Genomic DNA, 24,265 nt, shown 5'->3' with positions numbered 1-24,265 from the left:
ATGCGGTTTGGGCTCGCTTTGTTGGCGCGCTTTAGCTGATCGTCTGATGACACCGCCGGCCGTTCCACGGCAGGAACTCGGATCCGCCGGCATTCCACTTGCCGTCGAATTCGGAGAAATCCGGCGTGAAGGTGACGATCAGCTGGCCGTAGCCGTATTTGTCGCGCCACATGAAGCTTCGGGTGAGATCGCTGCCGTCGCCATCGTCGCCGGTTTCGGCGAGTTCACCGTCGACGGACTGGCCCTGATCGGAAAACACGTATTTGCCGACGACCGTACCATCGGCAGCGGTTTCGAAATGCGTCTCGGCGTCCGAGAGCACGCCGGCGGAGGAAAGCTGGCCGCAATAGGTGCCCGAGGGCGCGGTGCTCGTCTCGCCTGCCATCGCCGCAGAGGCGGATGCGGCCACAAGCAGCAGCGCGGCGGTGAAGGAAAGGCTTGCAGGCAACGCGGCACCTTTGGCGTTTCGGGATGTCGCGGTCTCTCGTGATCGCCTGGCAGCAGCGAGTCGCGACGGTTGTCGTCATGGACAGTCATTCGGGATGCAAAATCAAGATGCTCATGCGTCCAGCGCCGGCGCGGTTCTGACGCTGGCGTCGCCGAACAGGCGTCCCTTCTCGGCGACGAGGAAGCAGGCGAGTATCGGAGCGCGATGTGCTTCCACATCGCGCTCCGAGGCATGTCGTCAGGTCAATCAGCTTGCATCAAAGCCCGCGTGAAAGCTGACGCGCCCTGACGGTACCGGACCTTCGAACGCCTTTGCCATGAAGTATTCGGCCGGAACGCCTTCAAGGCGCAGGGCGGCGTGGTTCTCGAAGCCGAAGCGTTTGTAGTAGCCGGGCTCGCCGAGAACGACGCAGCCCTTGGCGCCGGTCTTTGCAAGGCGCGCAAGGCCTTCGCGGATCAGCCTGCCGCCGGTGCCGCTCTTCTGATGGTCGGGCCTGACGGAGACGGGGCCGAGACCGAACCAGCCCTTGTCCTCCCCGTCGATCGTGACCGGGGAGAAGGCGGCGTGACCGATGATTTCGCCCTGGTCGAGGGCGACCAGCGAGATCGTCAAGGCGCCGGCTTTGCGCAGCGCGTCGATGATTTCGGCCTCCGTCTGGCTGCTATAGGCCATCGGCGCAAAAGCGGCCTTGGTGATCTGCCGGATGGTTGCGATGTCAGTCGCTCGTTCGGAGCGTATGTCGATGGTGGTCATTGTCAAAAACCTGTTCTTGAAACCCTTCAGTCGCGCGCTGTCGACCGCGAACGACGGGTATCGTTCGCCGGTGGCGCGGTTTCGCGTCTCGACCGATCGAGACGCTCAGTGGGTGAGAACAAGCTCCAGCATCGACAATTCCTCTGCTCAGTTCAGGCGAGCAGGTTCGGTATAGGGCCAGGCCTTTGCCATGGTCAACAGGCGGCTCTGGTAGCGCAACGCGTTCACGCGGCGGCCGGTTGAGGTCCGTTCCCGCTTCGTCGTTCGCGCCTGTTGCCTGCGTCCTAGTTTTCCTGAACCGAAACGCCGTCCTGGCCGATCTTGATCTCGACGCCCGGCTTCGTCTCTTCCTGGTAGACATAGATGCCGAGGCCGACGACGGCGACGGCAAGCAGGGCGATGACGAGATAGAGGCCGTTTCGGTTCATGCGGAACTCCTTTTTCGCGGTTTCGTCAGGGAAATAGGAGCTTCTCAAGGAAAGACAACGGGATAGCGACGAACATGCGCACGGAGGGTGGCCCGGCCAAGCGACTGAGGGGGCCGATTTGACCACTATGCTGGCGTCTGTGTGGCCGCGCAGGGGAACCTCAGCGCGCCCGCAGCGCCTTCTATTCCTGTGGCGTACAAAGGTTGATTTGCCTGCATTGGTTGATTTTCGCTAATTGAGGCAAATAGATTGAACGATGCGAATGACCGAATGCGGATGGTGGCCGGAATAATGGTGCCTGGAAGTTTCTACCGAAAAACCTTCGACATGGACCATTCGGACACGAGCGCCGCGGCGTTCTTCTCGCGCGTGATCAAGCTCGTGCTCTCCTTCTGGGCGGCCGAGTTCTTCATGACCGGCGGGCTCTGGGTGGTGCTGGGCGTCAATCCGGTCGACTACGCGCCGATCAAGCTCGTCGTGTCGCTGGTTTGCGTGCTGATCACGCTGATGATTTCGCACATCGTGGCGATGATGCGCGCGCGCAACATCGCAGCCCAGGTTTTCGTGTCGGCCGTCCTGTCCATTCTGGCGTCGACGGTTGCAACCACCATCGACTATCACCTGTTCACCTATGTGAAGCCCGCAGTCGGTGTCGACTATACGATCGAGAACTTCTGCTACACGCTGTTTTACGGCGTCTCGCTGTTCTTCGGCTGGTCCTGCTTCTTCATCGCCTACATGTACAATCTGAAGGTCCGCGCGCAGGAGCGCCGGCTGGCGATCTCGCGCGAAGAGGCGCTGACCGCGAAGATGCAGGCGCTCTACTACCAGATCAATCCGCACTTCCTGTTCAACACGCTGAACTCGATCGTCGGCCTGATCGAGGAGGGCTCCTCCTCTCAGGCGAGCCGCGTGGTGCTTTCGCTGTCGTCGTTTCTGCGAAAGACGCTGGAGATGGATCCTCTGCGGGATCTGGCGCTTTCGGAGGAACTGGCGCTGCAATCGGAATATCTGGCGATCGAGAAAGAGCGGTTCTCCGATCGCATCAGCGTCACGCTCGACATTCCGCAGGAGCTGAGAACGGCGCTGGTGCCGAGCCTGATCCTGCAGCCGCTCGTCGAGAATGCCGTGAAGCATGGGCTCGGGCACTCGTCCGGCGATCTGAAGATCACGATCAGCGCGTCGCAGGAGGAAGACCGGCTGCAGCTTTCGGTCGACAACGTGTCCGATGCCGGCGAAGTCCTGCCGATGGTCAAGCGATCCGGGCTCGGTGTGGGGCTTGCGAATGTCGAAGAGCGTGTCAAGGCGCGCTTCCCCGAGGGAGGTTCGCTCATCGCCGGACCGGTCTCCCCGGCCCATTTCCGCGTGACCCTGACCATGCCGTTGAGGGCACCCGCCGGCGATCGGCTTGCCGATGCTGCCATCAACGCCGCGCCGGCGGTGACGGCCTGAGCGGGGTGCGACAATGGCTGGCGCGCGCCCCTGAGAGGCGCGCGACGGGAGTAGCAGGGGTGGCTCGCGTTCAGACCGAACGCGTCAGGCCGCCATCCACCTTCAGGTTCTGGCCGGTGATGTAGGCGGCACCATCAGAGGCGAGGAAGGCGACGGTGGCGGCGATCTCGGCGCTGGTGCCGTAGCGCTTCATCGGCACTGCATCGCGGCGCTCTTCGGTCGCCGGCAGGCTGTCGATCCAGCCGGGCAAAACATTGTTCATGCGCACATTGTCGGCCGCATAGGTGTCGGCGAAGATCTTGGTGTAGGAGGCAAGACCGGCGCGGAAGACGGCGGAGGTCGGGAACATCGGCGAGGGCTCGAAGGCCCAGGCGGTGGAGATGTTGATGATCGCGCCCGCCTTCTGCTTCTGCATGATCGGCGTGACGAGGCGGACCGGGCGGATGACGTTCATCAGGTAGACGTCGAGGCCGGTGTGCCACTGCTCGTCGGTGATTTCGAGGATCTGGGCGCGCGGGCCATGGCCGGCGCTGTTGACCAGCACGTCGATCCGGCCCCATTTTTCCATGGCCGCATCGACAAGACGCTTCAGGTCGTCGTTCGACTGGTTGGAGCCGGTGATACCGAGGCCGCCGAGCTCGGCGGCGAGCGCCTCGCCCTTGCCGGAGGAGGAGAGGATCGCGACCTTGTAGCCGTCGGCTGCCAGACGCCTGGCGCTCTCGGCACCCATGCCTGAGCCGCCGGCGGTGACTACGGCCACTTTTTCTACTGCCATTTTACCAATCTCCTCATCCATATTCGTGGAATGCCGCTTTCGCGGGTGCTGCCATTGAAATACCATCTCCTCCATGCGACGACGAAGCAATTTCGCTTTCATGTGGCAGTAGAAAAACTATCCGATGAGTGATGCACCGGGAAAGCTCCCTTCGCTGAATGGGGTGAAAGTGTTCGAGGTGGCCGCGCGCCACCTGAACTTTCGCCTTGCAGCCGAGGAACTGGGCGTGACGCAAGGGGCCGTCGCCCAGCAGATCCGCGGGCTCGAGGCCGAGCTTGGGGTCAAGCTCTTCGAGCGGTTGCCGCGCGCGCTGGCGCTGACCGGCGAGGGACGCGCCTATATCGCCGATGTCAGGCGGGCGCTGGAGATCATCGCGCGGGCGACCGACGGGCTGAAGCCCCAGCCGGTGCGGCTGACGATCAGCACCACCCCGTCCTTCGCGTCGCGCTGGCTGATCCCGCGCCTGCCGGATTTCACCGCGCGGCATCCGGATCTCGACCTGCATATTCTGGCGACCGACCGCATGTCGAGCTTCCAGGCCGATGGCGTTGATCTCGCCGTGCGCTATGGGCGGCCACCCTTCGGGCCGGGGCTTGCGGTGGAACTGCTGTTCGAGCAGGAGATCGTCGCGGTCTGCAGCCCGATGCTGCTTGCCGGGCGGCCGGCGCCGAAAACCGCCGAGGAACTTGCCGGCTACACGCTGCTGCACGACGCCCATAATTTCTGGCCGGAGTTCATCGAGCGGCATTTCGGCGGCAGCCGGCAGGCCTCGTTCAAGGGCATCAGCTTCAACCAGACCTCGCACGCGATCGAGGCGGCGACGGCAGGCCAGGGGATCGTTCTTGCCAACCGCGATTTCGTCGCGCGCGATCTCGCCGAAGGGCGGCTCATCCGGCTGTTCGAGCGCTCGATGACCGGCCCCTCGGATTTCTATCTGGTCTGGCCGCGCTACCGAAAGTCGCTCAGCCTTCAAACCGTGATCGCCTGGCTCAGTGACGAGGCGAAAAAGGAGCGGGGAGACCCGACGGATCGGGATCCTGCAAATGGGTGGCGGAGCGAGCGGTCTTGATCACCGATCAGCGACGCAAGGCCGTGTCGAGCCGGTAGAGCAGGGCGTGAAAGGCGCCTTTGCTGGGCTTTCGTCCCGGCAGCCTGCCGACGATGCGATGGATCTCCGGCGACGCGGCGGCGATCAGTTGCCGAAGGTCGGCTTCGATGGTGGCGGCCTCGTCCGCCGCCCCGATCGAGAGCGCCTGGATGGCGTAGGCAGCAGGGCCGAGCACATGGTTGATCTGGTGCGGCGTTTCGATCGGATGGGTATAGGGCGCACCGGCCGCAGCAATGGCCGCGCGGGCGGCAGCCTTGGCGGCGGGATCGTCAACCGCGCGCGCCGCTGCCTGGGCGCCCCAGGCGGCTTTGCGCAAGACGGCCGTGCGCGGACCGCCCTCGGAAAAGGCGACAGCCGCGGCGATCGCCTCGCGCGGTCGGGTATCGCCCGGCACCGCCGCCTCGAAGACCGGCAGCGCGCGCGCAGCGCAGAGGATCGCCCAGCGGGTGATGTGGCGCAGGTCGTCTTCGGTCAGGAGCGGTGGTGGGGATTCGTCGGTCATGGGTGCTCATGGTGAACAGGCCGAATGCATATCATGCGGTCGCCACGTGACAAGCCGACCGGTTGTATAAAGGACGCAGGTTGCATCCCTTCACAAACGCCATATCTTTCACCGCCGAGCCATTTGTAGCCGCAAGCTCAGGAAAAGGGAGGCTCCATGCCGGCCGTCGGTTCCGATTATGGCGATGTCGTTGCCTGGCGGCGCGACATTCATGCCCATCCGGAGTTGCAGTTCGACGTCCACAGGACGGCGGAGCTCGTGCGTTCCAAACTCGCCGCGTTCGGATGCGACGAGGTCGTGACCGGCATCGGTCGGACGGGCGTCGTGGGCGTATCCACGGCCAGAAGCGGTCGAGCGGCAGGGTGATTGGCCTGCGGGCGGATATGGATGCCTTGCCAATCGAGGAGGCGACAGGGGCCGCCTGGTCGTCAAGGACAACGGGCGTCATGCACGCCTGCGGTCATGACGGCCACACGGCGATGTTGCTGGGGGCCGCGCGGGAATTGGCCGAGGCGCGAGCATTTGACGGCACGGCCGTGGTCGTCTTTCAGCCGGCCGAAGAGGGCGGCGGCGGTGGCAAGGCCATGGTCGACGATGGCCTTATGGAGCGTTTCGGAATCAACGAGATCTATGCCATGCACACGGAGCCCGGTTTGCCGATCGGGCAGTTTGCCACCGCTTGTGGACCTCTGGCCGCTTCCGCCGATGGCTTCAGGATCAGGATCGACGGCAAGGGCGCACATGGCGCTTCCCCGCACGTCAGCGTCGATCCGCTGGTGGTCGGCGCCAATGTACTTCTGGCCTTGCAGACGATCGTCTCCCGCAACGTCCATCCGCGTCAGTGCGCCGTGGTCACGGTCGGCTGGATGGCAGGAGGCAAGGCCGGCAACGTCATCCCCCAATCGGCCGAGATGGGCGGGACGGCCAGGACCTACGATCCCGGCACGAGAGACCTGATAGAGGGGCGCGTTACCTCCATCGCGCAACGGATTGCCGAGGCCTACGGAGCCAGAGCCACGGTCACCTACAAACGCATGTTTCCGCCGACCGTGAACCATGGAAGAGAGACCGCCTTTGCCGTCAGCGTGGCGCGATCCCTGGTCGGAGACGCGCACGTCAACGACGCCCTGGAGCCGCTGATGGGCTCGGAGGACTTCGCCTTCATGCTCGAAGCGCGCCCCGGCAACATCATGCTGATCGGTAATGGCGACAGCGCGTCGGTGCATGACGCGCGGTTCGATTTCAATGACGATGCCATTCCTTTCGGCGTGGCCTATTTCAGGGCCATCGTGGAGGGCAGAATGCCGCTCTGAGCGGTCGGCCGGACGTGGGCCGGTTGTAGATTGTCTTGACGTCGCAGCTATGAGACCCGGTTTCCTGCCCTCAACGCTCCCAGCCCTCGGTAAACGGAAAGCGCTCCGCCCAGAGCGTCGCGAGCTTCGGATCGGTATCGACGCGGCGGACAATGTCGGCAAGGGTCGGGGCGACCTCGTAGAAGCGGCGGCGGCCGGGTGACCAGCGCGAGGCGGTGGCGACGTAGAGGTCGAGGACCGACAGTTCATCGCCGAGAAGATATTTGCCCGGTTGCAGTTCCGCGCCCATTCGCTGCCAGCAATGGGCGACGCGGTCGAACACGCGGGCCTTGACGGTCGCGTGGTCCTCTTCCCGTTCGGCGATGCGGGAGGGATCGTCGGCAATCCAGTAGAGCGCGTAGATGGCGGCGGATACGAAGGTCATCCATCGGAGAAACGCCGGTCGTCTTGCGTCGGTCACCGCCGGTGCCAGCCGGGCCTCGGGATAGGCATCGGCAAGCCAGATCAGGATCGCGGCACTTTCGGTCATCAGTTCGCCGGTCGGGAGTGCGAGGGCCGGAACCTGGCGCAGGGGATTGATGCGCGCCAGCCTGTCCGCCTCCTGCTTTCCTTCCCAGGGGGCGTGTTCCTCGACGCGGTAGGGCACGCCGATGAGGCTCAAAACGGCCTCGATCGGAACCGATCCTGAGCCTGAGGCTCCGTAGACGACAAACGGCTCGGCCAACTGCTTTTCTCCTCCTGATCGCGCCGCGACGAATCCGGCCGAAGCTTGGTCGCCCTGCGTCGAGACTGGGGGCGGGGCGGGTATTCCGCGTTGCAGTCGCATAGATCCCCGCTTTCGCGATACAATCAAGGCCCTGAGGTGCAATTGGACGTTTCGCCGCAAATCCCGGTTGCAGCGGGCAGGCGGGCCGTTTCCGCTTTCCGCGGCAAGGGGCTCCGGTTCCATCTGCCGTAGCGACGGCTCGTCCGCATGCCGACATTTTGACCGTGCCCGGTTGCAGTTGGCGCGGTTCCAGGCTGAAGCAGGACACGAGGATTGATCCGATGTCGCCAGTCACCGCCGCGTCTCCGACGCTCGATCGCGACCTTCTGCTGAAGACGGCACGGGAGCGTCTGCTGCGCTCGGAATGGTCGCGGGAGCTGTTGCGATCGTTTCAAGGCGGCGCGCTGCAATCCGCCCTGAAGCATGCGGTCAATGCGTCACCCTACTATCGCGAAACCATTGGCGACCGCTTGGCGCAGGGGGCCGCACTCAAGGACCTGCCCGTGCTGACGAAGCGGGCGCTTATGGAGAATTTCGACCGGATCGTTACCGACCCGAGGCTGAGCCGGCAACTGGTCGAGGGGCATCTCGGCGGACAGTCTTCCGGCTCGCTTCTGCTTGGTGAATACAGAGCCGTTGCCACGGGCGGCACGACCGGCGAGCGTGGGGTCGCGGTCTTCGATCCCGCAGCCTGGCTATCGGCCATCGCCAACATGGTGCGTTTCCAGGCGATCGTCGGCATCGACGAGACGACGCGCAGTGTTGCCATATTCGCCTCGTCGCCGGTCCATATTTCCTACCATATCGGCGTGGAACTTCGGGCGTTGAGGCCGCCGGCGCCCCGGTTCAACGTGCTGATGCCGATCGAGGAGATCGTGGAGGGCCTCAACCTGAACCAGCCCGAGGTGATCTCGACCTATCCGTCCTTCGTGCGTGTCCTGGTGGGCGAGCAGCAGGCGGGGCGGCTGAGGATCAGGCCGCGGCTTTTCCGAACCAGCGCCGAAACGCTGACGGAGGAGGTGCGCGAGCTTGCGGCCGAGACCTGGCAGGCGGCCATCGCCGACAGCTATGTCTGCACCGAGGCGGGACCCATGGGCCACGAATGCTTGCTTGGCGACGGGCTGCATCTCGCCGAGGACAGCTTCGTCTTCGAGGTGGTGGACGGAGACGACCGCCCGGTACCCGACGGCGTGGAGGGCGCGAAGCTGCTGGTGACGACCCTTGCCAATCGCGCGCTGCCGCTGGTGCGCTACGAGATCTCCGACATCGTGGCGATGGCGACCGAGCCGTGCCGCTGCGGCCTGCCGTTCTGGCGGATCGGGTCGATTGCCGGACGAAGAGAAGAGACGCTGCGGCTGCCCAGGCGCGGTGGCGGAACGGTCAATGTGCACGCCCACCGGCTTCGCTCGCCGCTGACGGGTGCGGCCGGGGTGCGGCAATTCCAGTTCGTGCAACTGCCGGATGGTCTGGAAATCGCGATCGCCGTGTTTGAAGGCGCCGATGCGGCCGCCGTCCACGCTGCCGTCGAACTGGGCGTGCGTGCGGCACTCGAGGCGGTGGAAGCCGAACCCGCGGAGTTCCGTGTGCGGGTGGTGGATGCGATCGCGCGTTCGGGCGGCGGCGCGAAGCAAAAGCTGGTGGTCTCCGGCGGCGACTAGGAGAGGGCAGGATGCACGCGTGGTGCAATCGCGGCCCGGCTTCGGCCACGCGGCAGGAGATGGACATTCCGGTGGCCGGCGGGCGGGCAAGCGGCTTATAGTGTTGATAGGCCGGTCCGGGGCCGATATGAAGCCGGCCTCTTGCCCGCGATACGGAGTTTTGAAGATTGAGCGTTGCCTTCACCAAGGAAGAAAGTGCCGAAACCGCCGCCGAAACGTTGCTGCCGGACCGGGCGGTTTCGCCGCATCCGAACCTGGTGACAAAGGCGGGGCTGACGGCGCTGGAGGCCCAGATGCAGGAGGCGCGAGTCGCCTATGAAGCGGCAGCCACGATCGACGACGTGAACGAAAAGCGGCGGCAGCAGGCGGGACCCTTGCGGGACGTGCGCTATCTCTCCGAACGGCTGCGCACCGCACAGCTGATGCCCGAACCTGCCTCCAACGAGATCGTCGCCTTTGGCAGCACGGTGACCTTCAGCCGGGACGACGGGCGGGTACAAAAATACCGGATCGTCGGCGAGGACGAGGCAGACCCCAAGACGGGATCGATCTCCTATGTCTCGCCGGTGGCACGCATCCTCATGGGCAAGGCAGTGGGCGACCTCGTCACGGTCGGCGACCAGGAACTCGAGGTCGTGGCGATTTCCTGACCTTTAGCGTATCGGCTTGATCGCTTGGATTAGTAGCTATTATTATCGTATCCGATTTAATAGCGTCATCTTGACATTCTGCTGTTGCTCGGTATTTATATCGCGTCCGATCTAATTGGCGGTGCCGGATGATCGGAGGCGCTTGCCGGAGCAGGCGGCCAAGAGGTTTGCTCGGTTCGTCGGTACGGAGAATGGACATGCACAACACTGGTGACGCTACGCCCGTTCGCGCCTATCGCGAGTTTTCCCGCGTGCTCGATCCCGATGTCTACGAGCCGCTGCCGGACGACTGGCTGATCGGCATCACCGACGTCGTGAATTCCACCGGCGCGATCCGGGCCGGGCGCTACGAGGACGTCAACTATGTCGGCGCTTCGGTGATTGCCGCCATCGGCAATGCGCGCGGCGATTTCGATTTTCCCTTCGTGTTTCGCGGCGATGGCGCGGCCTTTGCGCTGGCGCCCGGCGGGGCGACAATGGCAGCTTCGGCGCTGCGGCAGCTCGCCGCCTTCGCAAGGGACCGGTTTGGTCTCGATTTGCGCGTCGGCCTGCTGACGGTCCGGGATATCAGGGACCATGGCCAGGATGTGCGCATCGCCCGCTATGCCGCATCGGAAAACGCGACCTATGCGATGTTTGCCGGCGGTGGGCTTAAATGGGCGGAGCGGCAGCTGAAGCAGGGGCGCTACCTGCTTTCGCCGGAAAGCCATGGAGCCGAACCGGATCTGACCGGCCTTGCCTGCGAATGGCGGCCGTTTCCAAGCCGGCAGGGGCAGATCCTGTCGCTGCTGGCCGAACCCGCCGACGACGTGACGCCCGAGCGCTTTGCCGCCGTGGCGCGCGCGGTGATCGCTGTCTTCGATCAAGGGCCGCGGCAGTCGCATCCTCTGCCGGAGGAAATGGGTGTGCCGAAGGACGCGCGGGTGCGGGTTGCGCCCGAGCGCTGGGCGGGAGTGGCCGCCAGTTCCGATTTTCGCAAATATGACGACGGCCTGCGCCTGACGGTGGATTGCACGACGGAGCAGATCGACCGCATCGAGGCGATCCTTGCGGCCGCCAAGGCGCGGGGCGAGGTGATCTTCGGGCTGCATCGGCAGAGCCACGCGCTGATGACCTGCCTTGTGCCGTCGGCGCGACCGGATGCGCACTTACATTTTCTTGACGGCATGGACGGCGGTTACGCCAAAGCGGCGGAAATGATGGTGCCGCGTGAGCGCTTGAGTGCCTGATCCGGCCAAGCGGCAAGGACGGCGGAGAGCCGCCCTTGCGCGTGATGCTGGCCGCTCCAATCGCCGTGCCGGCCTTTGCGCGAGCGATAATCGCGGCAGCGGCAGGCGGGCGTTTCAGCGACCTTCACTATTTCCGGTTTCCGGGCTGACCAGCGCCTAGCAGGTTGTCGCGCAGCTTTGCCACTGATTGCTGCACCGTCTCAAAGTCGTCACCGAGGCCGATCACGTCGGTCAGCGCCGCACCCGGCTCGGCATCCACCACCGCCTGGCCGGCCGGCGTCAGCGTCAGCCGCACCTGGCGTTCGTCTGCGGGATCGCGGCGCCGCTGAAGGTAACCGTCAGCCTCGAGCTTCTTCAGGATCGGCGTCAGCGTGTTCGATTCCAGAAAGAGCTTTTCACCAAGCGTGCTCACCGTCTGGTCGTCCTCTTCCGACAGCGCCACGAGGGTCACGTATTGGGTATAGGTGAGGCCCAGCTTGTCGAGCAGGGGCTTATAGGCGCGGCCGAAGGCAAGATTTGCCGAGTAGATCGCAAAGCACAGGAAGTTCGAAAGCTTCCTGGCGCCCTTGGCCGATGCAGTGCCAGGGTCCTTGGCAGTCTTGGACGTGGACATGGGAATCTTTTTTCCTTTTCGTTGTCTGCACTTAATATAAATCGCATCCGATTAAATCGCAATGGTGTTGACGGTGTCTCACGCTTCATTTATAAACATCGCATCCGATTAAAGCGGATCCGATAAAAAATCAAACAGAGAGGAAATGACATGACCGAGAAGCTTCTTTTCACCGGCAAGACCCACAACACCAGCGGCCGCGACGGCGGCACCATCAGCCAAGACGGCACTTTGGAACTCAAGCTCACCCAGCCGCATCCGGCCGCGGAAAACCTGTTCGGTGCCGCCTGGTCGGCCTGTTACCTGGGCGCGATCGAGCTCGCAGCGCTGCAGCGCAAGGTGAAGCTCCCGGCCGGGCCGCAGGTCGATACCGAGATCGATCTCAACGTCAACGACGGCTCCTATTTCCTGCGTGCCCGCCTGAACGTTCGCCTGGATGGTCTCGACCGCGACGTTGCGCACGACATCATCCACGCCGCCCATGATATCTGCCCTTACTCCAAGGCAGTGCGCGGCAACATCGACGTCGAGACCAATCTCCTCTGATTTCGGCTTAAAAAAAACTATTGATATCATCGGGATGTGCCTGAGCTGGTCACCAGCCGCGGCGCATCCCGATTTCGTTTCAGCAGCGCTCGTTCCTCTACGCATGGCGTCCGGCGGCGGCGGCGGAGGGATTTTCCCGACGGGACCTCACAAGAATGTAATTTGGCCGATCGTCGCCCTTGTTGGTATTTTCGCGCCTTCGCATGTACAGGGGAGCGGCCCTGAGGGGCCGATGGTCGCATGCCTTACAACCTCACGGTCAATGGAAAGAGCTATGCCGTCGATGTGGACGGCGATATCCCTCTGCTCTGGGTCCTGCGCGACACGATAGGGCTTACCGGAACCAAATTCGGCTGCGGCATCGCCATGTGCGGCGCCTGCACGGTGCATGTCGACGGGCAGGCGGCGCGCTCCTGCGTGATGCCGGTGTCAGAGGCGGCGGAGAAACCGATCACCACGATCGAGGCGATCGGCGACACGCCCGAGGGCAAACGGGTGCAGCAGGCCTGGCTCGACATCGACGTGGTGCAGTGCGGCTACTGTCAATCCGGGCAGATCATGTCGGCGACCGCGCTCATTGCCGCCAATCCCACGCCGACCGACGAGGACATCGATGCCGTCATGGCCGGAAACATCTGTCGTTGCGGCACCTATCCGCGCATTCGTGCAGCCATCAAGCTTGCGGCGCGGGGGTGATGCCATGTCCATCTTCGACAGAACGAACCTTTCCTTATCGCGCCGCCAGCTTCTGATCGGCGCATCGCTGACCGGCGCGGGGCTGGTGATCGGCTTCAGGCCGCAGGCGGCCGTCGCGGCGGGCGAGCCCTTTTCGCCGAACGCCTTCATCCGCATTCCCCAGGAAGGCAAGATCACCTTTGTCATGCCCTCGGTGGAAATGGGGCAGGGCATCTATACGGCGGTCGCGATGATGCTTGCCGAAGAGCTGGAGGTCGGGCTCCACCAGGTGGTGCTGGAACATGCGCCGGCCGACCCCAAGCAATATGCCAATCCGCTGCTGGGCGACCAGATCACCGGCGGTTCCTTTGCGATCCGCGGTGTCTACGAGCAGATGCGCAAGGCGGGTGCTGCGGCCCGCATCATGCTCATCGGCGCTGCGGCGCGCGACTGGGGCGTTTCGCCGGACGCCTGCAAGGCCGAGGCGGGACATGTGGTCGAGACCGCCGGCAGCCGGCGCGCCGCCTATGGCAGCCTGATTGCGGCTGCGGCCTCTGAAGTCGTGCCGCAGGAGGTCCCGCTGAAGCCGGCGTCCAGCTACCGGGTGATCGGCAAGCCGGTGCATCGTCTCGACAGCCCGGAGAAGGTGAACGGCACGGCGAAATTCGGCATCGATGCCCGCCCGGATGGCGTCTCCTATGCGGCGATCGCGATCTGTCCGCACTTCAACGGCAAGCTGCGCTCAGTCGACGAGGCCCCGGCCATGGCGATCAAGGGCGTCAGCCAGGTGGTCCGCATCGAGGAGGCCGTCGCGGTCGTCGCCAACAATACCGGCGCTGCGCGGAAGGGGCTCGCGGCCCTTTCGATCGAATGGGATCCGGGGCCGAGCGCCTCGGTTTCGCAAGCCGAACTCGAGCACCTCATGGATGCGGCGATCGACGGCAAGGCCCTGCCGCATGTCAGCGAAGGCGATGTCGCCAAGGCCGAGGCCGAGCATGGGCCGGTGCACGAATTCGTCTACCGCATGCCGATCCTGACCCATTCCGCCATGGAGCCGATGAATTGCACCGTGCATGTGCGCCCCGATGGCTGCGAGGTCTGGGTGGGGACGCAGATCATGAGCCGGGCACGGCAGGCGGCGGCCGACGTGACCGGCCTGCCGGTCGAAAAGGTGGTCGTGCACAACCACTTGCTCGGCGGCGGCTTTGGCCGCAGGCTCGATGTCGACGGCGTGATCCTCGCGACGAAGATCGCCAAGCAGGTGAAGGGCCCGGTGAAAGTGACCTGGAGCCGGGAGGAGGACATCCGTCACGACTGCTATCGTTACCTCAACTACAGCAAGGTGACGGCGACGCTCGGGGCCGACGGCATGCCGGTCTCCTGGCGGCACCGGGTCATCGGCCCGTCGGTCATGGCGCGCTGGTTCCCGGGCTTTACCAAGGACGGTGTCGACCTCGACCAGATGGCAGGGGCCGAAACGCCCTATGCGATCGAAAACAGGCAGACCGATTTTGCCCGCCAGGAGGCGCCGGATGGCATGCTCACCGGTAACTGGCGTGGTGTCGGCGCCACCCGCAACATTCCCCCGGTCGAATGCGGAATCGACGAACTGGCGGAACTGGCGGGCATCGATCCGCTCGAATACCGGCGGCGGCTGCTGCAGCACAAGCCGCGGCTGCTCGGCGCGCTCGACCTTGCAGCCGAGAAGGCCGGCTGGTCGACCCCGCTTGCCAAGGGCAGGGGGCGGGGTATCGCGGTTGCCGAGGATTTCGGCAGCTTCGCGGCGATGGTCGCCGAAGTCAGCCTCGACGGGAGCGGCAGGTTCAAGACCGAGCGTATCGTCTGCGCGGTCGATTGCGGCCAGGTGATCAACCCGGACACGGTCGAAGCGCAGATCCAGAGCGGCGTCGTCTACGGCCTGAGTGCGGCACTTTACGGGCGCATCACCGTCGAAAACGGCGCGGTGGTCGAAGGTAATTTCGACGATGCGCCTGTCCTGCGCATTCACGAGACGCCGCCGATCGAGGTGCATATCGTGCCGAGCGCCGAGGCGCCCGGCGGCATCGGCGAGGTGGGCACGCCCGGCGTGGCGCCGGCGCTTCTGAACGCGATCTTCATGGCGACCGGCAAGCGGCTCAGAACCCTGCCGATCGACCAGGGCGACCTGAGGAGGGTGTGACCATGAACAGGCCCGCTCTTGCTCTCTCGCTTGCATCCGCGCTCGTGGCCGCAGGTCTCATCGCCACTTTCGAGCCGGTCAGCGGTTTTGCCGAAACCGCCAGCGGCGGCGCCTTGAAAGGCGCGGCCGACTTTGCCTCGATCACCGACGCGCGCCAGCGCTCGAAGGCGATCTTTGCCGAGGCGAGCCGGGTGCTCACCCATCCGCGCTGCATCAACTGTCACCCGGCAACGCGCAGCCCGACGCAGGGCGAGGACATGCACCCGCATGTGCCACTGATGATCGCCGCCGACAGTTCGATGGGGCCGGCCGGCCTTGCCTGCAGCACCTGCCACGGCGCGGAGAACCGGGCGATCGTCGGCAGCCGGCTGAAATCCATCCCCGGCAACGCCCATTGGCAGCTGGCGCCCGAAAGCATGGCCTGGCAGGGCCTCACCGTTCGCGAGATCTGCGAACAGGTGAAGGACACCGAGCGTAACGGCAACCGCTCCCATGCCGATCTCATCAAGCACATGGGCGAGGATCACCTGGTCGGCTGGGCCTGGCATCCGGGTGAGGGCCGCAGCGCGCCGCCCGGTTCGCAACCGGAGTTCGCCGCGCTGATCACGGCCTGGGTGGATACCGGCGCGGAATGTCCGGACTGAGCGGAAGCTCATGTCCGGACTGAGCGGAAGCTCAAGTTTGGGCTAAGCGGATTGGATTGCCGGCGAGCGCTGTATCAGCCTGTCGAAGCGCGTGCCGCGCACGGCGTCATGCAATCTTCAGCAGCCTTCGCCAGGCCTGCTGCAAGATTGGATTTGATGCGGCCAAGTAACTGTAAACAACTGAAAATTGCAAGATCGAGGCGTTGCTGCGACGATCGGGGAGCGCAGGCACGTCGTCGCTAGGAGCGGGTCCTCTTTGACAATGCAGCCGGACTGTTCGACCTTCGCGCTCATGACCTGCCGCCTCGCCAAACTGACGACTGCGAAAAAAGCCCCGCACCCGGGGCTGTCGGTCGTTGCGCGCAGAGCATAGCAAGCACAAGGACCAGATCGACCCCGCCGGTTCGGACGGGGTTTTCGCTTGCGCTCTCCGTCTCCGGTTTTTTCAAGGAGATGGAATTTCATGGAAAGCACAGCTTCAACGCAATCGCCGGGCCTTGGCGGCCTCTGGCTGCCGCTGATCACGCCCTTTCGCCATGGTGAACTGGACGAGCGCTCACTCCGCCGGCTGGTCGTCCACTATGCGGCCGAGCCGATCGATGGCTTCATTCTCGGCGCGACCACGGGCGAGGGCATGGCGCTCGACGAGGCGGAGTGCGAGCGGGTGGTTGCGATCACCAATCAGGCCCTGGCTGGATCCGGCCGGCGCATTCCGGTCTATTTCGGGCTTTCCGGCAGCGATACGCGGAAGTCGGTGAAGGCGCTGGAGCGGATGGCCGCTTGGGGCGTCGATGGCTATCTGATTGCCTGCCCCTATTACACGCGGCCGTCGCAGCGGGGGCTGTTTGCGCATTTCTCGGCCCTTGCTGATGCCACGGACCGGCCGATCCTGATCTACAACATTCCCTACCGGACGGGCGTCAACCTCGGCAACGAGACGATGCTGCAACTGGCGGAACGGAGAAACATCGTCGGCGTCAAGGATTGTTCGGCGGATGCGACGCAATCCTTCGATCTGCTGCGCCACAAGCCGCGCGATTTCGCCGTACTGACCGGCGAGGACCCGTTGTTCTACACGGCGCTGACGCAAGGGGCCGAAGGCGGGATCACGGCGTCCGCCCATGTGCAGACGGCAGCCTTCGCCGATGTTCGCAACAGGCTGCTTGCCGGCGACCAGGCGGGGGCGCTTTCCGCATGGCAGCGCCTTGCCGACCTGCCGCGGCTGCTCTTTGCCGAGCCGAGCCCCGGACCGATCAAGCACTGGCTGTGGCGCGCGGGGCTGATCGACAGCCCGGAGATGCGCCTACCGATGGTGCCGGTGAGTGATGACCTGGCGCTGAGGATCGAAAGAGCGATAGCGGCGCAGGACGGCCGCCGCAGAGCCTGCGACGGTTCCTCAAGGCGGGGCGATCGGTGAAAGGAAGATCGCCCTGCTTTGCGTGGTCGTTTGCATCGTATTTTAACAGTTACGTACTTTCGCCGAACGGCTTGTTTCGGCAGGATAGCGGTCCTCACGCGCGGTGTCCGACGGCCCTGTGCGGACCCGTGCTGCTGGGCATTGAAATGCCGCAGTTGAGGAAAAAAAACAGAGAACCATTCTTGCGAGCGATCCGTGTCCTGAACCGTCACGGGTGAGGGCGGCCGGTTTCCCGGCGCGATGACGAAGCCGGGCGAGATGGACGGTGTGCCAAAAACGGGGCGCCTGTGCGGGTGCCTTTCGAAAGCTGATTGATCAGGACGCCTGGAGACGATGATGAAAACATCCGGCAGCAATCTTGAAATCACTCGACGCGACATGATGAAAGGCGGGATCGGAGCAGCCTCGCTTGCCGCGATCGGTGCCGGCGCGGCCGTTCCGGCGGCTTTGACCGCCGCCTCGGTCGTTACCTCGGCCACGCCCGCCGAGGCGCAGCAAGCGCTCGGGCCGGGAGCGCCGACGCTGCCGGTGACCGGCGTTGCCATGCATCCAGGCTATGCCCGTACGATCGGGCAGATGGCCTATATCTGGGGCTGGCCGATCGTCAACATGCTGAACCGCAGGGCCAAGGTCACCCAGGCGCCCTATGCGGGTCTGCTCGGTGGCCTTTCGCCGGTGGCCCCGCGCGGCCAGGTGGGCATGCTGCACGACTATATCGAGCCGTCGGAAACCTTCGTCACATGCCCCAACCAGGACGTCGTCTATGGCCTCGGTTTCTTCGAGCTCGACGATGAGCCGGTCGTCGCGCAGGTGCCCGACTTCGGCGACCGCTTCTGGCTCTATTCGCTCTACGATGCCCGCACCGATCAGTTCGGCCAGCTCGGCAAGCCCTATGGCACGCGGCCCGGCTTCTATCTTCTTGTCGGCCCCGACTGGGACCGGCTGAAGCCCGCCGGCATCACCGACATCATCCGCTCCCCGACATCGCTTGCGAGCGCCATTCCCCGCATCTTCCAGACCGACGTGAGCGACGACAACCAGGCGGTCCAGCCGCTGATCAACCAGGTGGTTTTCTATCCGCTGAAAGAGTTTACCGGCGAGGCGAAGACGATCGAATGGGCAAAGCTGACCGACATTCCGGCTCCGCCCTTAAACGGCGGCGCGACCGACGCCGAAACCAAATGGGTGACGCCGGAGACGTTCTTCGACCAGTTCGGCGACGCCATCGCCTCGGTCGATCCGCTGCCGGGGGAGGAGGCGCTTTTTGCCCAGTTCCGCCTGTTGCTCGACGCGGCCGAGCGGGATCCCGAGCTTCGGGGCATGCTCGTCGACACCGCGATCGAGACCGAGAACAAGGTCATCCACCCCTTCTTGGAATGGCAGCGCAACGGGCTGCCGGCCGGCAATGGCTGGAACCGCTCGGTAAACAATGCGCAATGGGGGATCGACTACTTCAACCGGACCGGCACCGCCAAGTCGAACATGTTCAACAACCGGCCGAGCGAGACGCAGTATTTCTATACCGACTTCGACGGCGCCGGCGACCAGCTGACCGGCGTGAAACTCTACGAGATCACCTTTGCGCCCGGCCAGGAACCGCCGGTCAACGGCTTCTGGTCGCTGACCCTTTATGACGACAAGCACCTCTTCCACACCAACGACTTCAAGCGCTATTCGCTGGGCACCAAGAGCGACAGGCTGAAGCGCAATGCCGACGGCTCGCTGACGCTTTATGTGAGCGCCGAGCGCCCCGGCGGGGAGAAGGACAGCAACTGGCTGCCGGCGCCGCACGGAATCTTCTCGCTCTACATTCGCGCCTATTGGGGCAAGGACGCGATCCTCGACGGCACCTGGCAGCCGCCGAAGATCACGGTTGCGGCATGAGGGGGGCCAAGGTGCCGGGATAAACCGACGTCGGTTTGCCCGGCGTGCTCAACGCCAGAAGCGCTTGACGTCGATCACGTCGTCGAGCGCAGCCTGCGCGCGGTCGATGAGCTTGTTCTTGTTGGCCTGAACGACGAGCGTTCCGGCGTCCGGGTGATCTTCGAGGCCGATCTCGCCGAGCACATGCGGCGCCGAAACCAGATCGTTGAGCGTGCCGAGTTCATCCTGCAGTGCGGCCATTGCGGCCGTGAAGCGCTTGTGGCGCCTGGCGCCACGCTTGTCGTCGAACAGTGTCGCAAAGAATTCGGCGGCATAGCGCAGTTTCTTGGCGTCCTTGCGGGCCTCGTGCCGCTCCTCGTCGTTGATCTTGGCGAGCGCGCGGCCGTGCTTCTTCAGCTTCCGGCGCTCGCGGTCGAGCACGGCCTCGGCGAAATCGGTCACGGGCCGATCGTGAAGTTCGGCGGGCGGCGATGAAAGATAGGCGCCGCAGTGCAGCCACTGGTGGAGATCGAGCATGAGGGCGCGGCCGCGACCGTCATCGAGCGCCGCGAACACCTCCCGATAGCGGGCGGCGCGGGCCGTCTTCAGCCACTCGACAAGTTCCGGCTGGGATGCGCGGGCCAGGAGAACGTCGACGTCGCGGGCCTTGCCGAAGACGCCCGCCAGCCACTTCAGCTCGCCTTTCAGGCGCGTACTTTCGTCGTCCTGAAGCAAATCCCTGTAGAGCGAGAAGGCCGATCGCAGGCGCCGAAGGGCAACGCGAGCCTGGTGCAGGGCCTCCGGGTTCTGGCGCACGCGCAGCACGTCTTCGTTCAGGCGGTGGTGGCGAAGACAGGCAAGGGCGACCGTGCGGAAGCTCTTTGCCACCCGCATCTCGCGGTCGAGTTCGACCGGCTCGGCCTTGAAGACCATCTGCTCGGCATCGATGAGACGGAAGCCGCGCTCGGCCTTGGACATGACGCCGAAGCGGATGGGAACGATCGCCTCGATACGGCGGGCGAGCGTGAAGAGCGCCTCGGGCGCGCCGTCCTTGAGCTCAAGTTCGATCTCGCCGATCGCGGTCTGGCGGGTGCCCGCGGTGATCAGGCCGCGGTCGAGCACGACCTCGACGTCGGCGCCATCCTGTTTCACTTTCCAGGTGGTGCGCTCGACATCGACGGCAAAATGCGCCTGCAGATCGCCTGGCTCGAGGTCGAACTGGGCGGCAAGCGGCGTGGTGTGGTCGACCACCGGCTCGTCGCTGTCCAGCGGCTGCTCCCATTCCGGCCGGGCGAAAACCGAGGCGCTCGCTCCCGTCGCCTTGATCGTCTGGGTGCGGGCAGAACCGACCGTGCGGATGCGCAGCGTGAAACCCGACTGGAACAGGTCGCGGGCGCGCGTATCGAAATAGACGGACCGCTGGCTTTCGACGCGCGCCGGCTCACCCAGAAGCCCGGATGCGGCGAAGCGATCGAGATCTTCAGGGAGAAGCTCGAGCTTGATTTCGATTTCCGTGTTCAACCCCATCCTCCAACAAGTGCAAGAGACAACGCGATAATGCCATATGAGCACATTGGTTCGTGTTCTGGATGACATGGATCATATTTGCGGCGGCGGTCCCACGCGATAGGTCGCGCTCGAAGCTGAAGGCCGCCGGGGTGTACGGGTTTTCAATGGATTCCGGACGGAAAACCGCTTCGCACTTTTCCTCGAATTGCTTTTGAGGCGACGCAATTCCGAACGGACAAGCGCTTCACACTTTTCCTGGAATTGCTTTTGAGGCGACGCAATTCCGAACGGACAAGCGCTTCACACTTTTCCTGGAATTGCTTTTTGAGATGGCGCGATTCCGGACGGAAAACCGCTTCGCACTTTTCCTGGAATTGCTTTTTGAGATGGCGCGATTCCGGACGGAAAACCGCTTCGCACTTTTCCTGGAATTGCTTTTTGAGATGACGCAATTCCGAACGGAAAACCGTTTCACACTTTTCCTGGAATTGCTTAAGCTCCCCGCATTTCATGCCACGGAATTGATAAATGTCGCTTCGCCTTGCCACCTTCAACATCGAAAACCTTTTGAGCCGCTTCGATTTTTCCGGCTTTCGCAACCAGCTGAAACAGGACCGCGTGCTCCGGCTCTTCGACGTGAAGACGGAAGCCGAGTACCAGCGGCTGGAGGAGGCGCGCACGATTGCGCATACGGACGATACGCGGCAGATGTCGGCGCTCGCGATTGCCGATTGCGATGCCGATATCCTCTGCCTGCAGGAAGCCGACAACATGGCCTCGCTGCAGGCCTTCGAATACAACTACCTTTTTCGCATGGTCGGCAACGGCTATCGCCAGAAGTACCTGATAGAGGGCAATGATTCGCGCGGGATCGACGTCGCCGTGCTGATGCGCGAGGAGACGCGCGACGGCCAGCCGATCGAATGCCTCGACGTGAAGAGCCATGCGGGGCTGACCTATGAGGACCTCGACCTCTTCAACGACAGAATAGCGCTTACCAACCGTCCGGCCGACCGGATCTTCAAGCGCGACTGCCTGGAGCTGGACTTAAGGATCGGCGGGCGGCCGCTGACGCTCTACGTGGTGCATTTCAAGTCGATGGGGCCGGCGCGCGAAGGGCTCGACGGCCGGCAGGCGACGATGCCGCTGCGCGTGGCCGAAGCCTCGGCCGTGCGCCACATCATCGAAAGCCGCTTCGGCCGCGGGAAGACGGCCGACAAGATGTTCGCGATCTGCGGCGACATGAACGATTACCAGGAGAAGGTGAACATCCTCGGCGACCGGCGCACCGGCTACCAGTTCGTGCCGCATGAGGAGGAGACGAGTTCGCTCGACGTCTTTACCCGCGACGGCTTTGTCGAGAACCCGATGCTGCGCCGTCCGGTGATGGATCGCTGGACGCTGTTCCACAGCCGCGGGCCGCAGGAGCGGCATCTCTGCCAGCTCGACTATATCTGGCTTTCGCCGGCGCTTGCCAAGCGCAACGCGCACCAGGTGCCCGAGGTCATTCGCGGCGGCCAGCCGTTCCGCACGATCTTTCCGCCTGATCTGGAGGTGGAGCGCTATCCGCGCACCGGCTGGGACCGGCCGAAGGCGTCCGACCATTGCCCCGTGGCCATCACCCTGGATGTGTGAGCATGAGCGCGCTTGAAAGTAACACGGACGCCTGGCCGGATGAAGGCGTCATCATCCCGATCGATGCGGTGGATGTCCGCGTTACCGGCGCGGCGCATCCGTTTCACCAGGAGGAGGTGGAGCGCGCGCAGGAAAACTGGCAACGGGAGATTGCCGCCAACCCGCACCTCTTCGACGGGCGGATGGTGTTGCTCAGGGCGCTTCGCATCGCGGACGGCCGGCTGCGAGGCGAGGGGCATGTGGTGCCCTATTCGACCTTTCTCTGGTGGCGGAAGACGCGGGCAAAGAGTGCCTTTCATCTCTTTGCCATGCCGGCGATCCTTTCTTCCGATGGTGCGCTGATCCTCGTGCGCATGGGCGGGCACACCGCCAATCCGGGCCGGGTCTACAGCCCCTCCGGTTCGCTCGAGCCCGAGGATATCGTCGATGGCGGCTGCGACATCGACGGCAATATCCGCCGCGAGGCGATGGAAGAAACCGGCATCGACCTTTCGCTCGCGACCGTGGAGCCCGGCTATCACCTGCTGCATATGGGCCGCGCCGTGACGCTCATCCGCGTCTATCGCTATCCGGAGACGGCGGCAGCGCTGGTTGCGCGCGTGGCGGAGCACATTGCCGCGGACCCGGAGCCGGAGATTGACGAGGCGATCGCGGTTTTCGGCCCGGATCCCGTGGCGCACAACTATCCGCCCTTCATACCGCCGATCCTCGACTGGCTGTTTCGGCGCGAGAAGCCGCTCTGATTTCGAATCAACGGGACGTCGCATCTCCTTGTATTTGTGCGTTTTAGCGGGGGTCGCCACGCGGCCGCGCGGCGGCGGATGCGCGCCGGTTGCGGCCGGGAGGGTTTTTGGCCGCGTGAGCGGCGTAGCGTGCTGCCGGAGCCGGAGCTAAAGAAAACGTGATCCGCGCCGAGCTGTGTACCGGCGCTTTTAAGCCTTGCCGCCCGCGTCCCGACGCTGCAAAGTTCGCGCATATTCGCAAGGGGACATGAATGGCGCTCAGCTACGCGATCTACGACGTCTTCACCGACAGGCGACTGGAAGGCAATCCGCTGGCCGTGGTCTTCGGTGCCGACTGGCTCGACGATGAAGCGATGCAGGCGATCGCGCAGGAATTCAACCTGTCGGAGACGGTGTTTATCCGCAGGCCCGGCGGTGCGGCGCACACGGCGAAGCTCCGGATCTTCACGCCTGCCCAGGAACTGCCCTTTGCCGGCCATCCGACCGTCGGTGCGGCAATTGCGATCGCCGAGGCCCAGCGTGGCGCGATCGAGGAAGGTTTCGACCTCGTGCAGGTGCTGGAGGAGAAGGTAGGGCCGGTGCGCTGCGCCGTGCGGCTCAAGCCCGGGCAGGCGAGCTTTGCCGAATTCGACCTGCCGCGAAAATCGGTCAGGCTCGACGCACGCTTCGACCGGCAGGCGATCGCCGATGCGCTAAGCCTGAAACTCTCGCAGATCGGTTTCGAGAATCACGTTCCGTCGTTCTGGAGCGCGGGCGCACCCTTCGTCATGGTGCCGGTGCATGATGTGGCGGCGGCTTCGTCGATCGAGTTCGATTCGCTGCGCTGGGAGCAACTGACGCCGATGGCCGAGGGACGGCTGGCCGCGGCTTACGTCTATTGTCGCGGCGGCGTGAACCACACGGCGCGCTTTCACGCCCGCAAGTTCGGCCCTGGTGCCGGCAATCTGGAGGATCCGGCAACCGGCTCGGCCGTTGCCGCCCTTTCCGGCGCGATCCACTATTTCGACCAGTTCGTCGACGGCCATCATCCGGTGCTGGTCGAGCAGGGCGTGGAAATGGGACGGCCGTCCTTCATTCACCTGCATCTCGACATCTCGGGCGGCGAGATCAGCAACGCCCGCATCGGCGGCCATGCGGTGAAGATTGCGGCCGGCGAACTCTACGTCTGAGGCGTCGGCATAAGACTTGGAAAATTCAGCTTAATCAGCGTCTTAAGAGAAGTTTTGGTGGGTGATCACGGGCTCGAACCGTGGACCCGCTGATTAAGAGTCAGCTGCTCTACCAACTGAGCTAATCACCCATCCGTGGCGTCGCTTTAGCGCACGACCTCATCACACTCAAGAGGGTATTTGCATCTCG

General features: G+C 64.1%; 23 protein-coding genes, 1 tRNA gene and 1 pseudogene. 15 read left to right on the top strand and 10 right to left on the bottom strand.

Annotation, left to right across the window (positions count from 1 at the left end; all coding sequences use genetic code 11):
- Positions 1 to 31: 31 nt before the first annotated feature.
- From BLU15_RS02210 to BLU15_RS02200, 3 genes are all read right to left on the bottom strand, one after another.
- Positions 32 to 448, bottom strand: coding sequence for a hypothetical protein (locus tag BLU15_RS02210; protein WP_034793318.1), 417 nt, complete (start codon positions 446 to 448; stop codon positions 32 to 34).
- Positions 449 to 694: 246 nt separating this feature from the next.
- Positions 695 to 1,192: a GNAT family N-acetyltransferase gene (locus BLU15_RS02205; protein WP_090294435.1), complete on the bottom strand. Its 498-nt coding sequence runs from the start codon at positions 1,190 to 1,192 to the stop codon at positions 695 to 697.
- A gap of 293 nt (positions 1,193 to 1,485) precedes the next feature.
- Positions 1,486 to 1,629: a hypothetical protein gene (locus BLU15_RS02200; protein ID WP_034793319.1), complete on the bottom strand. Its 144-nt coding sequence runs from the start codon at positions 1,627 to 1,629 to the stop codon at positions 1,486 to 1,488.
- Positions 1,630 to 1,956: 327 nt separating this feature from the next.
- Between BLU15_RS02200 and BLU15_RS02195 the strand changes: the two genes are divergently transcribed.
- Positions 1,957 to 3,081: a sensor histidine kinase gene (locus BLU15_RS02195; protein ID WP_060583296.1), complete on the top strand. Its 1,125-nt coding sequence runs from the start codon at positions 1,957 to 1,959 to the stop codon at positions 3,079 to 3,081.
- Between the two features lie 70 nt (positions 3,082 to 3,151).
- Here the strand turns inward: BLU15_RS02195 and BLU15_RS02190 are convergent, their stop codons facing one another.
- Positions 3,152 to 3,856: an SDR family oxidoreductase gene (locus tag BLU15_RS02190; RefSeq protein ID WP_090294121.1), complete on the bottom strand. Its 705-nt coding sequence runs from the start codon at positions 3,854 to 3,856 to the stop codon at positions 3,152 to 3,154.
- Between the two features lie 124 nt (positions 3,857 to 3,980).
- Between BLU15_RS02190 and gcvA the strand changes: the two genes are divergently transcribed.
- The gene (gene gcvA / locus BLU15_RS02185) at positions 3,981 to 4,925 is read left to right on the top strand and encodes a transcriptional regulator GcvA (protein ID WP_090294120.1); all 945 of its coding nucleotides are present in this window, start codon (positions 3,981 to 3,983) and stop codon (positions 4,923 to 4,925) included.
- Positions 4,926 to 4,932: 7 nt separating this feature from the next.
- Here gcvA and BLU15_RS02180 read toward each other — a convergent pair whose 3' ends face one another.
- Complete coding sequence (locus tag BLU15_RS02180) at positions 4,933 to 5,466, bottom strand: putative immunity protein (protein ID WP_090294118.1); 534 nt, start codon at positions 5,464 to 5,466, stop codon at positions 4,933 to 4,935.
- Between the two features lie 156 nt (positions 5,467 to 5,622).
- Between BLU15_RS02180 and BLU15_RS02175 the strand changes: the two are divergent.
- Positions 5,623 to 6,779: pseudogene (locus BLU15_RS02175) on the top strand (amidohydrolase).
- A gap of 70 nt (positions 6,780 to 6,849) precedes the next feature.
- On the opposite strand, the gene BLU15_RS02170 reads toward BLU15_RS02175, so the two are convergent.
- Positions 6,850 to 7,503: a glutathione S-transferase family protein gene (locus BLU15_RS02170; protein ID WP_090294117.1), complete on the bottom strand. Its 654-nt coding sequence runs from the start codon at positions 7,501 to 7,503 to the stop codon at positions 6,850 to 6,852.
- A gap of 323 nt (positions 7,504 to 7,826) precedes the next feature.
- Between BLU15_RS02170 and BLU15_RS02165 the strand changes: the two genes are divergently transcribed.
- The 3 genes from BLU15_RS02165 (at position 7,827) to BLU15_RS02155 (ending at position 11,082) form a co-directional block, all read left to right on the top strand.
- Positions 7,827 to 9,203, top strand: coding sequence for a phenylacetate--CoA ligase family protein (locus tag BLU15_RS02165; RefSeq protein WP_244546694.1), 1,377 nt, complete (start codon positions 7,827 to 7,829; stop codon positions 9,201 to 9,203).
- Positions 9,204 to 9,370: 167 nt separating this feature from the next.
- Positions 9,371 to 9,853: a transcription elongation factor GreA gene (greA, locus tag BLU15_RS02160; RefSeq protein ID WP_090294115.1), complete on the top strand. Its 483-nt coding sequence runs from the start codon at positions 9,371 to 9,373 to the stop codon at positions 9,851 to 9,853.
- Positions 9,854 to 10,050: 197 nt separating this feature from the next.
- Positions 10,051 to 11,082 carry a DUF3095 family protein gene (locus BLU15_RS02155; RefSeq protein ID WP_090294113.1) on the top strand — a complete coding sequence of 344 codons (1,032 nt, stop codon included), beginning with the start codon at positions 10,051 to 10,053 and terminating at the stop codon, positions 11,080 to 11,082.
- Positions 11,083 to 11,209: 127 nt separating this feature from the next.
- On the opposite strand, the gene BLU15_RS02150 is transcribed toward BLU15_RS02155, so the two are convergent.
- Complete coding sequence (locus BLU15_RS02150; protein WP_090294111.1) at positions 11,210 to 11,695, bottom strand: MarR family winged helix-turn-helix transcriptional regulator; 486 nt, start codon at positions 11,693 to 11,695, stop codon at positions 11,210 to 11,212.
- A gap of 150 nt (positions 11,696 to 11,845) precedes the next feature.
- Here BLU15_RS02150 and BLU15_RS02145 point away from each other — a divergent pair, with 150 nt between their 5' ends.
- From BLU15_RS02145 to BLU15_RS02120, 6 genes are all read left to right on the top strand, one after another.
- Positions 11,846 to 12,241: an Ohr family peroxiredoxin gene (locus BLU15_RS02145; protein WP_034793353.1), complete on the top strand. Its 396-nt coding sequence runs from the start codon at positions 11,846 to 11,848 to the stop codon at positions 12,239 to 12,241.
- A 240-nt stretch (positions 12,242 to 12,481) separates the two neighbouring features.
- Positions 12,482 to 12,937 (top strand): (2Fe-2S)-binding protein, encoded by a 456-nt coding sequence (locus tag BLU15_RS02140; RefSeq protein WP_090294110.1) that lies wholly within the window; start codon positions 12,482 to 12,484, stop codon positions 12,935 to 12,937.
- A gap of 4 nt (positions 12,938 to 12,941) precedes the next feature.
- Complete coding sequence (locus BLU15_RS02135; protein ID WP_090294108.1) at positions 12,942 to 15,095, top strand: xanthine dehydrogenase family protein molybdopterin-binding subunit; 2,154 nt, start codon at positions 12,942 to 12,944, stop codon at positions 15,093 to 15,095.
- 2 nt (positions 15,096 to 15,097) lie between these two features.
- Complete coding sequence (locus BLU15_RS02130) at positions 15,098 to 15,739, top strand: hypothetical protein (RefSeq protein WP_060583317.1); 642 nt, start codon at positions 15,098 to 15,100, stop codon at positions 15,737 to 15,739.
- Positions 15,740 to 16,202: 463 nt separating this feature from the next.
- Positions 16,203 to 17,156 (top strand): 4-hydroxy-tetrahydrodipicolinate synthase, encoded by a 954-nt coding sequence (gene dapA / locus BLU15_RS02125; RefSeq protein ID WP_090294106.1) that lies wholly within the window; start codon positions 16,203 to 16,205, stop codon positions 17,154 to 17,156.
- A gap of 336 nt (positions 17,157 to 17,492) precedes the next feature.
- Entirely contained in the window at positions 17,493 to 19,040 is a 1,548-nt protein-coding gene (locus BLU15_RS02120; RefSeq protein WP_090294105.1) for a DUF1254 domain-containing protein, read from the top strand.
- A gap of 48 nt (positions 19,041 to 19,088) precedes the next feature.
- Here BLU15_RS02120 and BLU15_RS02115 read toward each other — a convergent pair whose 3' ends face one another.
- Positions 19,089 to 20,546, bottom strand: coding sequence for a CYTH and CHAD domain-containing protein (locus BLU15_RS02115; RefSeq protein ID WP_244546693.1), 1,458 nt, complete (start codon positions 20,544 to 20,546; stop codon positions 19,089 to 19,091).
- A 143-nt stretch (positions 20,547 to 20,689) separates the two neighbouring features.
- Positions 20,690 to 21,085 carry a hypothetical protein gene (locus tag BLU15_RS39430; RefSeq protein ID WP_176960260.1) on the bottom strand — a complete coding sequence of 132 codons (396 nt, stop codon included), beginning with the start codon at positions 21,083 to 21,085 and terminating at the stop codon, positions 20,690 to 20,692.
- On the opposite strand from BLU15_RS39430, the gene BLU15_RS02105 reads away from it, so the two are divergent.
- The 3 genes from BLU15_RS02105 (at position 21,057) to BLU15_RS02095 (ending at position 24,075) form a co-directional block, all read left to right on the top strand.
- The gene (locus BLU15_RS02105) at positions 21,057 to 22,163 is read left to right on the top strand and encodes an endonuclease/exonuclease/phosphatase family protein (RefSeq protein WP_034793373.1); all 1,107 of its coding nucleotides are present in this window, start codon (positions 21,057 to 21,059) and stop codon (positions 22,161 to 22,163) included. The two genes, BLU15_RS39430 and BLU15_RS02105, sit on opposite strands and share 29 nt — an antisense overlap.
- 2 nt (positions 22,164 to 22,165) lie before the next feature.
- Positions 22,166 to 22,906 (top strand): NUDIX hydrolase, encoded by a 741-nt coding sequence (locus BLU15_RS02100; protein WP_090294099.1) that lies wholly within the window; start codon positions 22,166 to 22,168, stop codon positions 22,904 to 22,906.
- A gap of 251 nt (positions 22,907 to 23,157) precedes the next feature.
- Positions 23,158 to 24,075 (top strand): PhzF family phenazine biosynthesis protein, encoded by a 918-nt coding sequence (locus BLU15_RS02095; RefSeq protein ID WP_090294097.1) that lies wholly within the window; start codon positions 23,158 to 23,160, stop codon positions 24,073 to 24,075.
- A 55-nt stretch (positions 24,076 to 24,130) separates the two neighbouring features.
- Here BLU15_RS02095 and BLU15_RS02090 read toward each other — a convergent pair.
- Positions 24,131 to 24,206: transfer RNA gene (locus tag BLU15_RS02090), tRNA-Lys, on the bottom strand.
- Between the last annotated feature and the right edge of the window lie 59 nt (positions 24,207 to 24,265).

It is taken from the genome of Ensifer sp. YR511 (assembly GCF_900103045.1).
Lineage (GTDB): Bacteria > Pseudomonadota > Alphaproteobacteria > Rhizobiales > Rhizobiaceae > Ensifer > Ensifer adhaerens.
The sequence above is the reverse complement of the archived record's forward strand: the minus strand, read 5'-3'. Positions and strand labels throughout refer to the sequence as shown.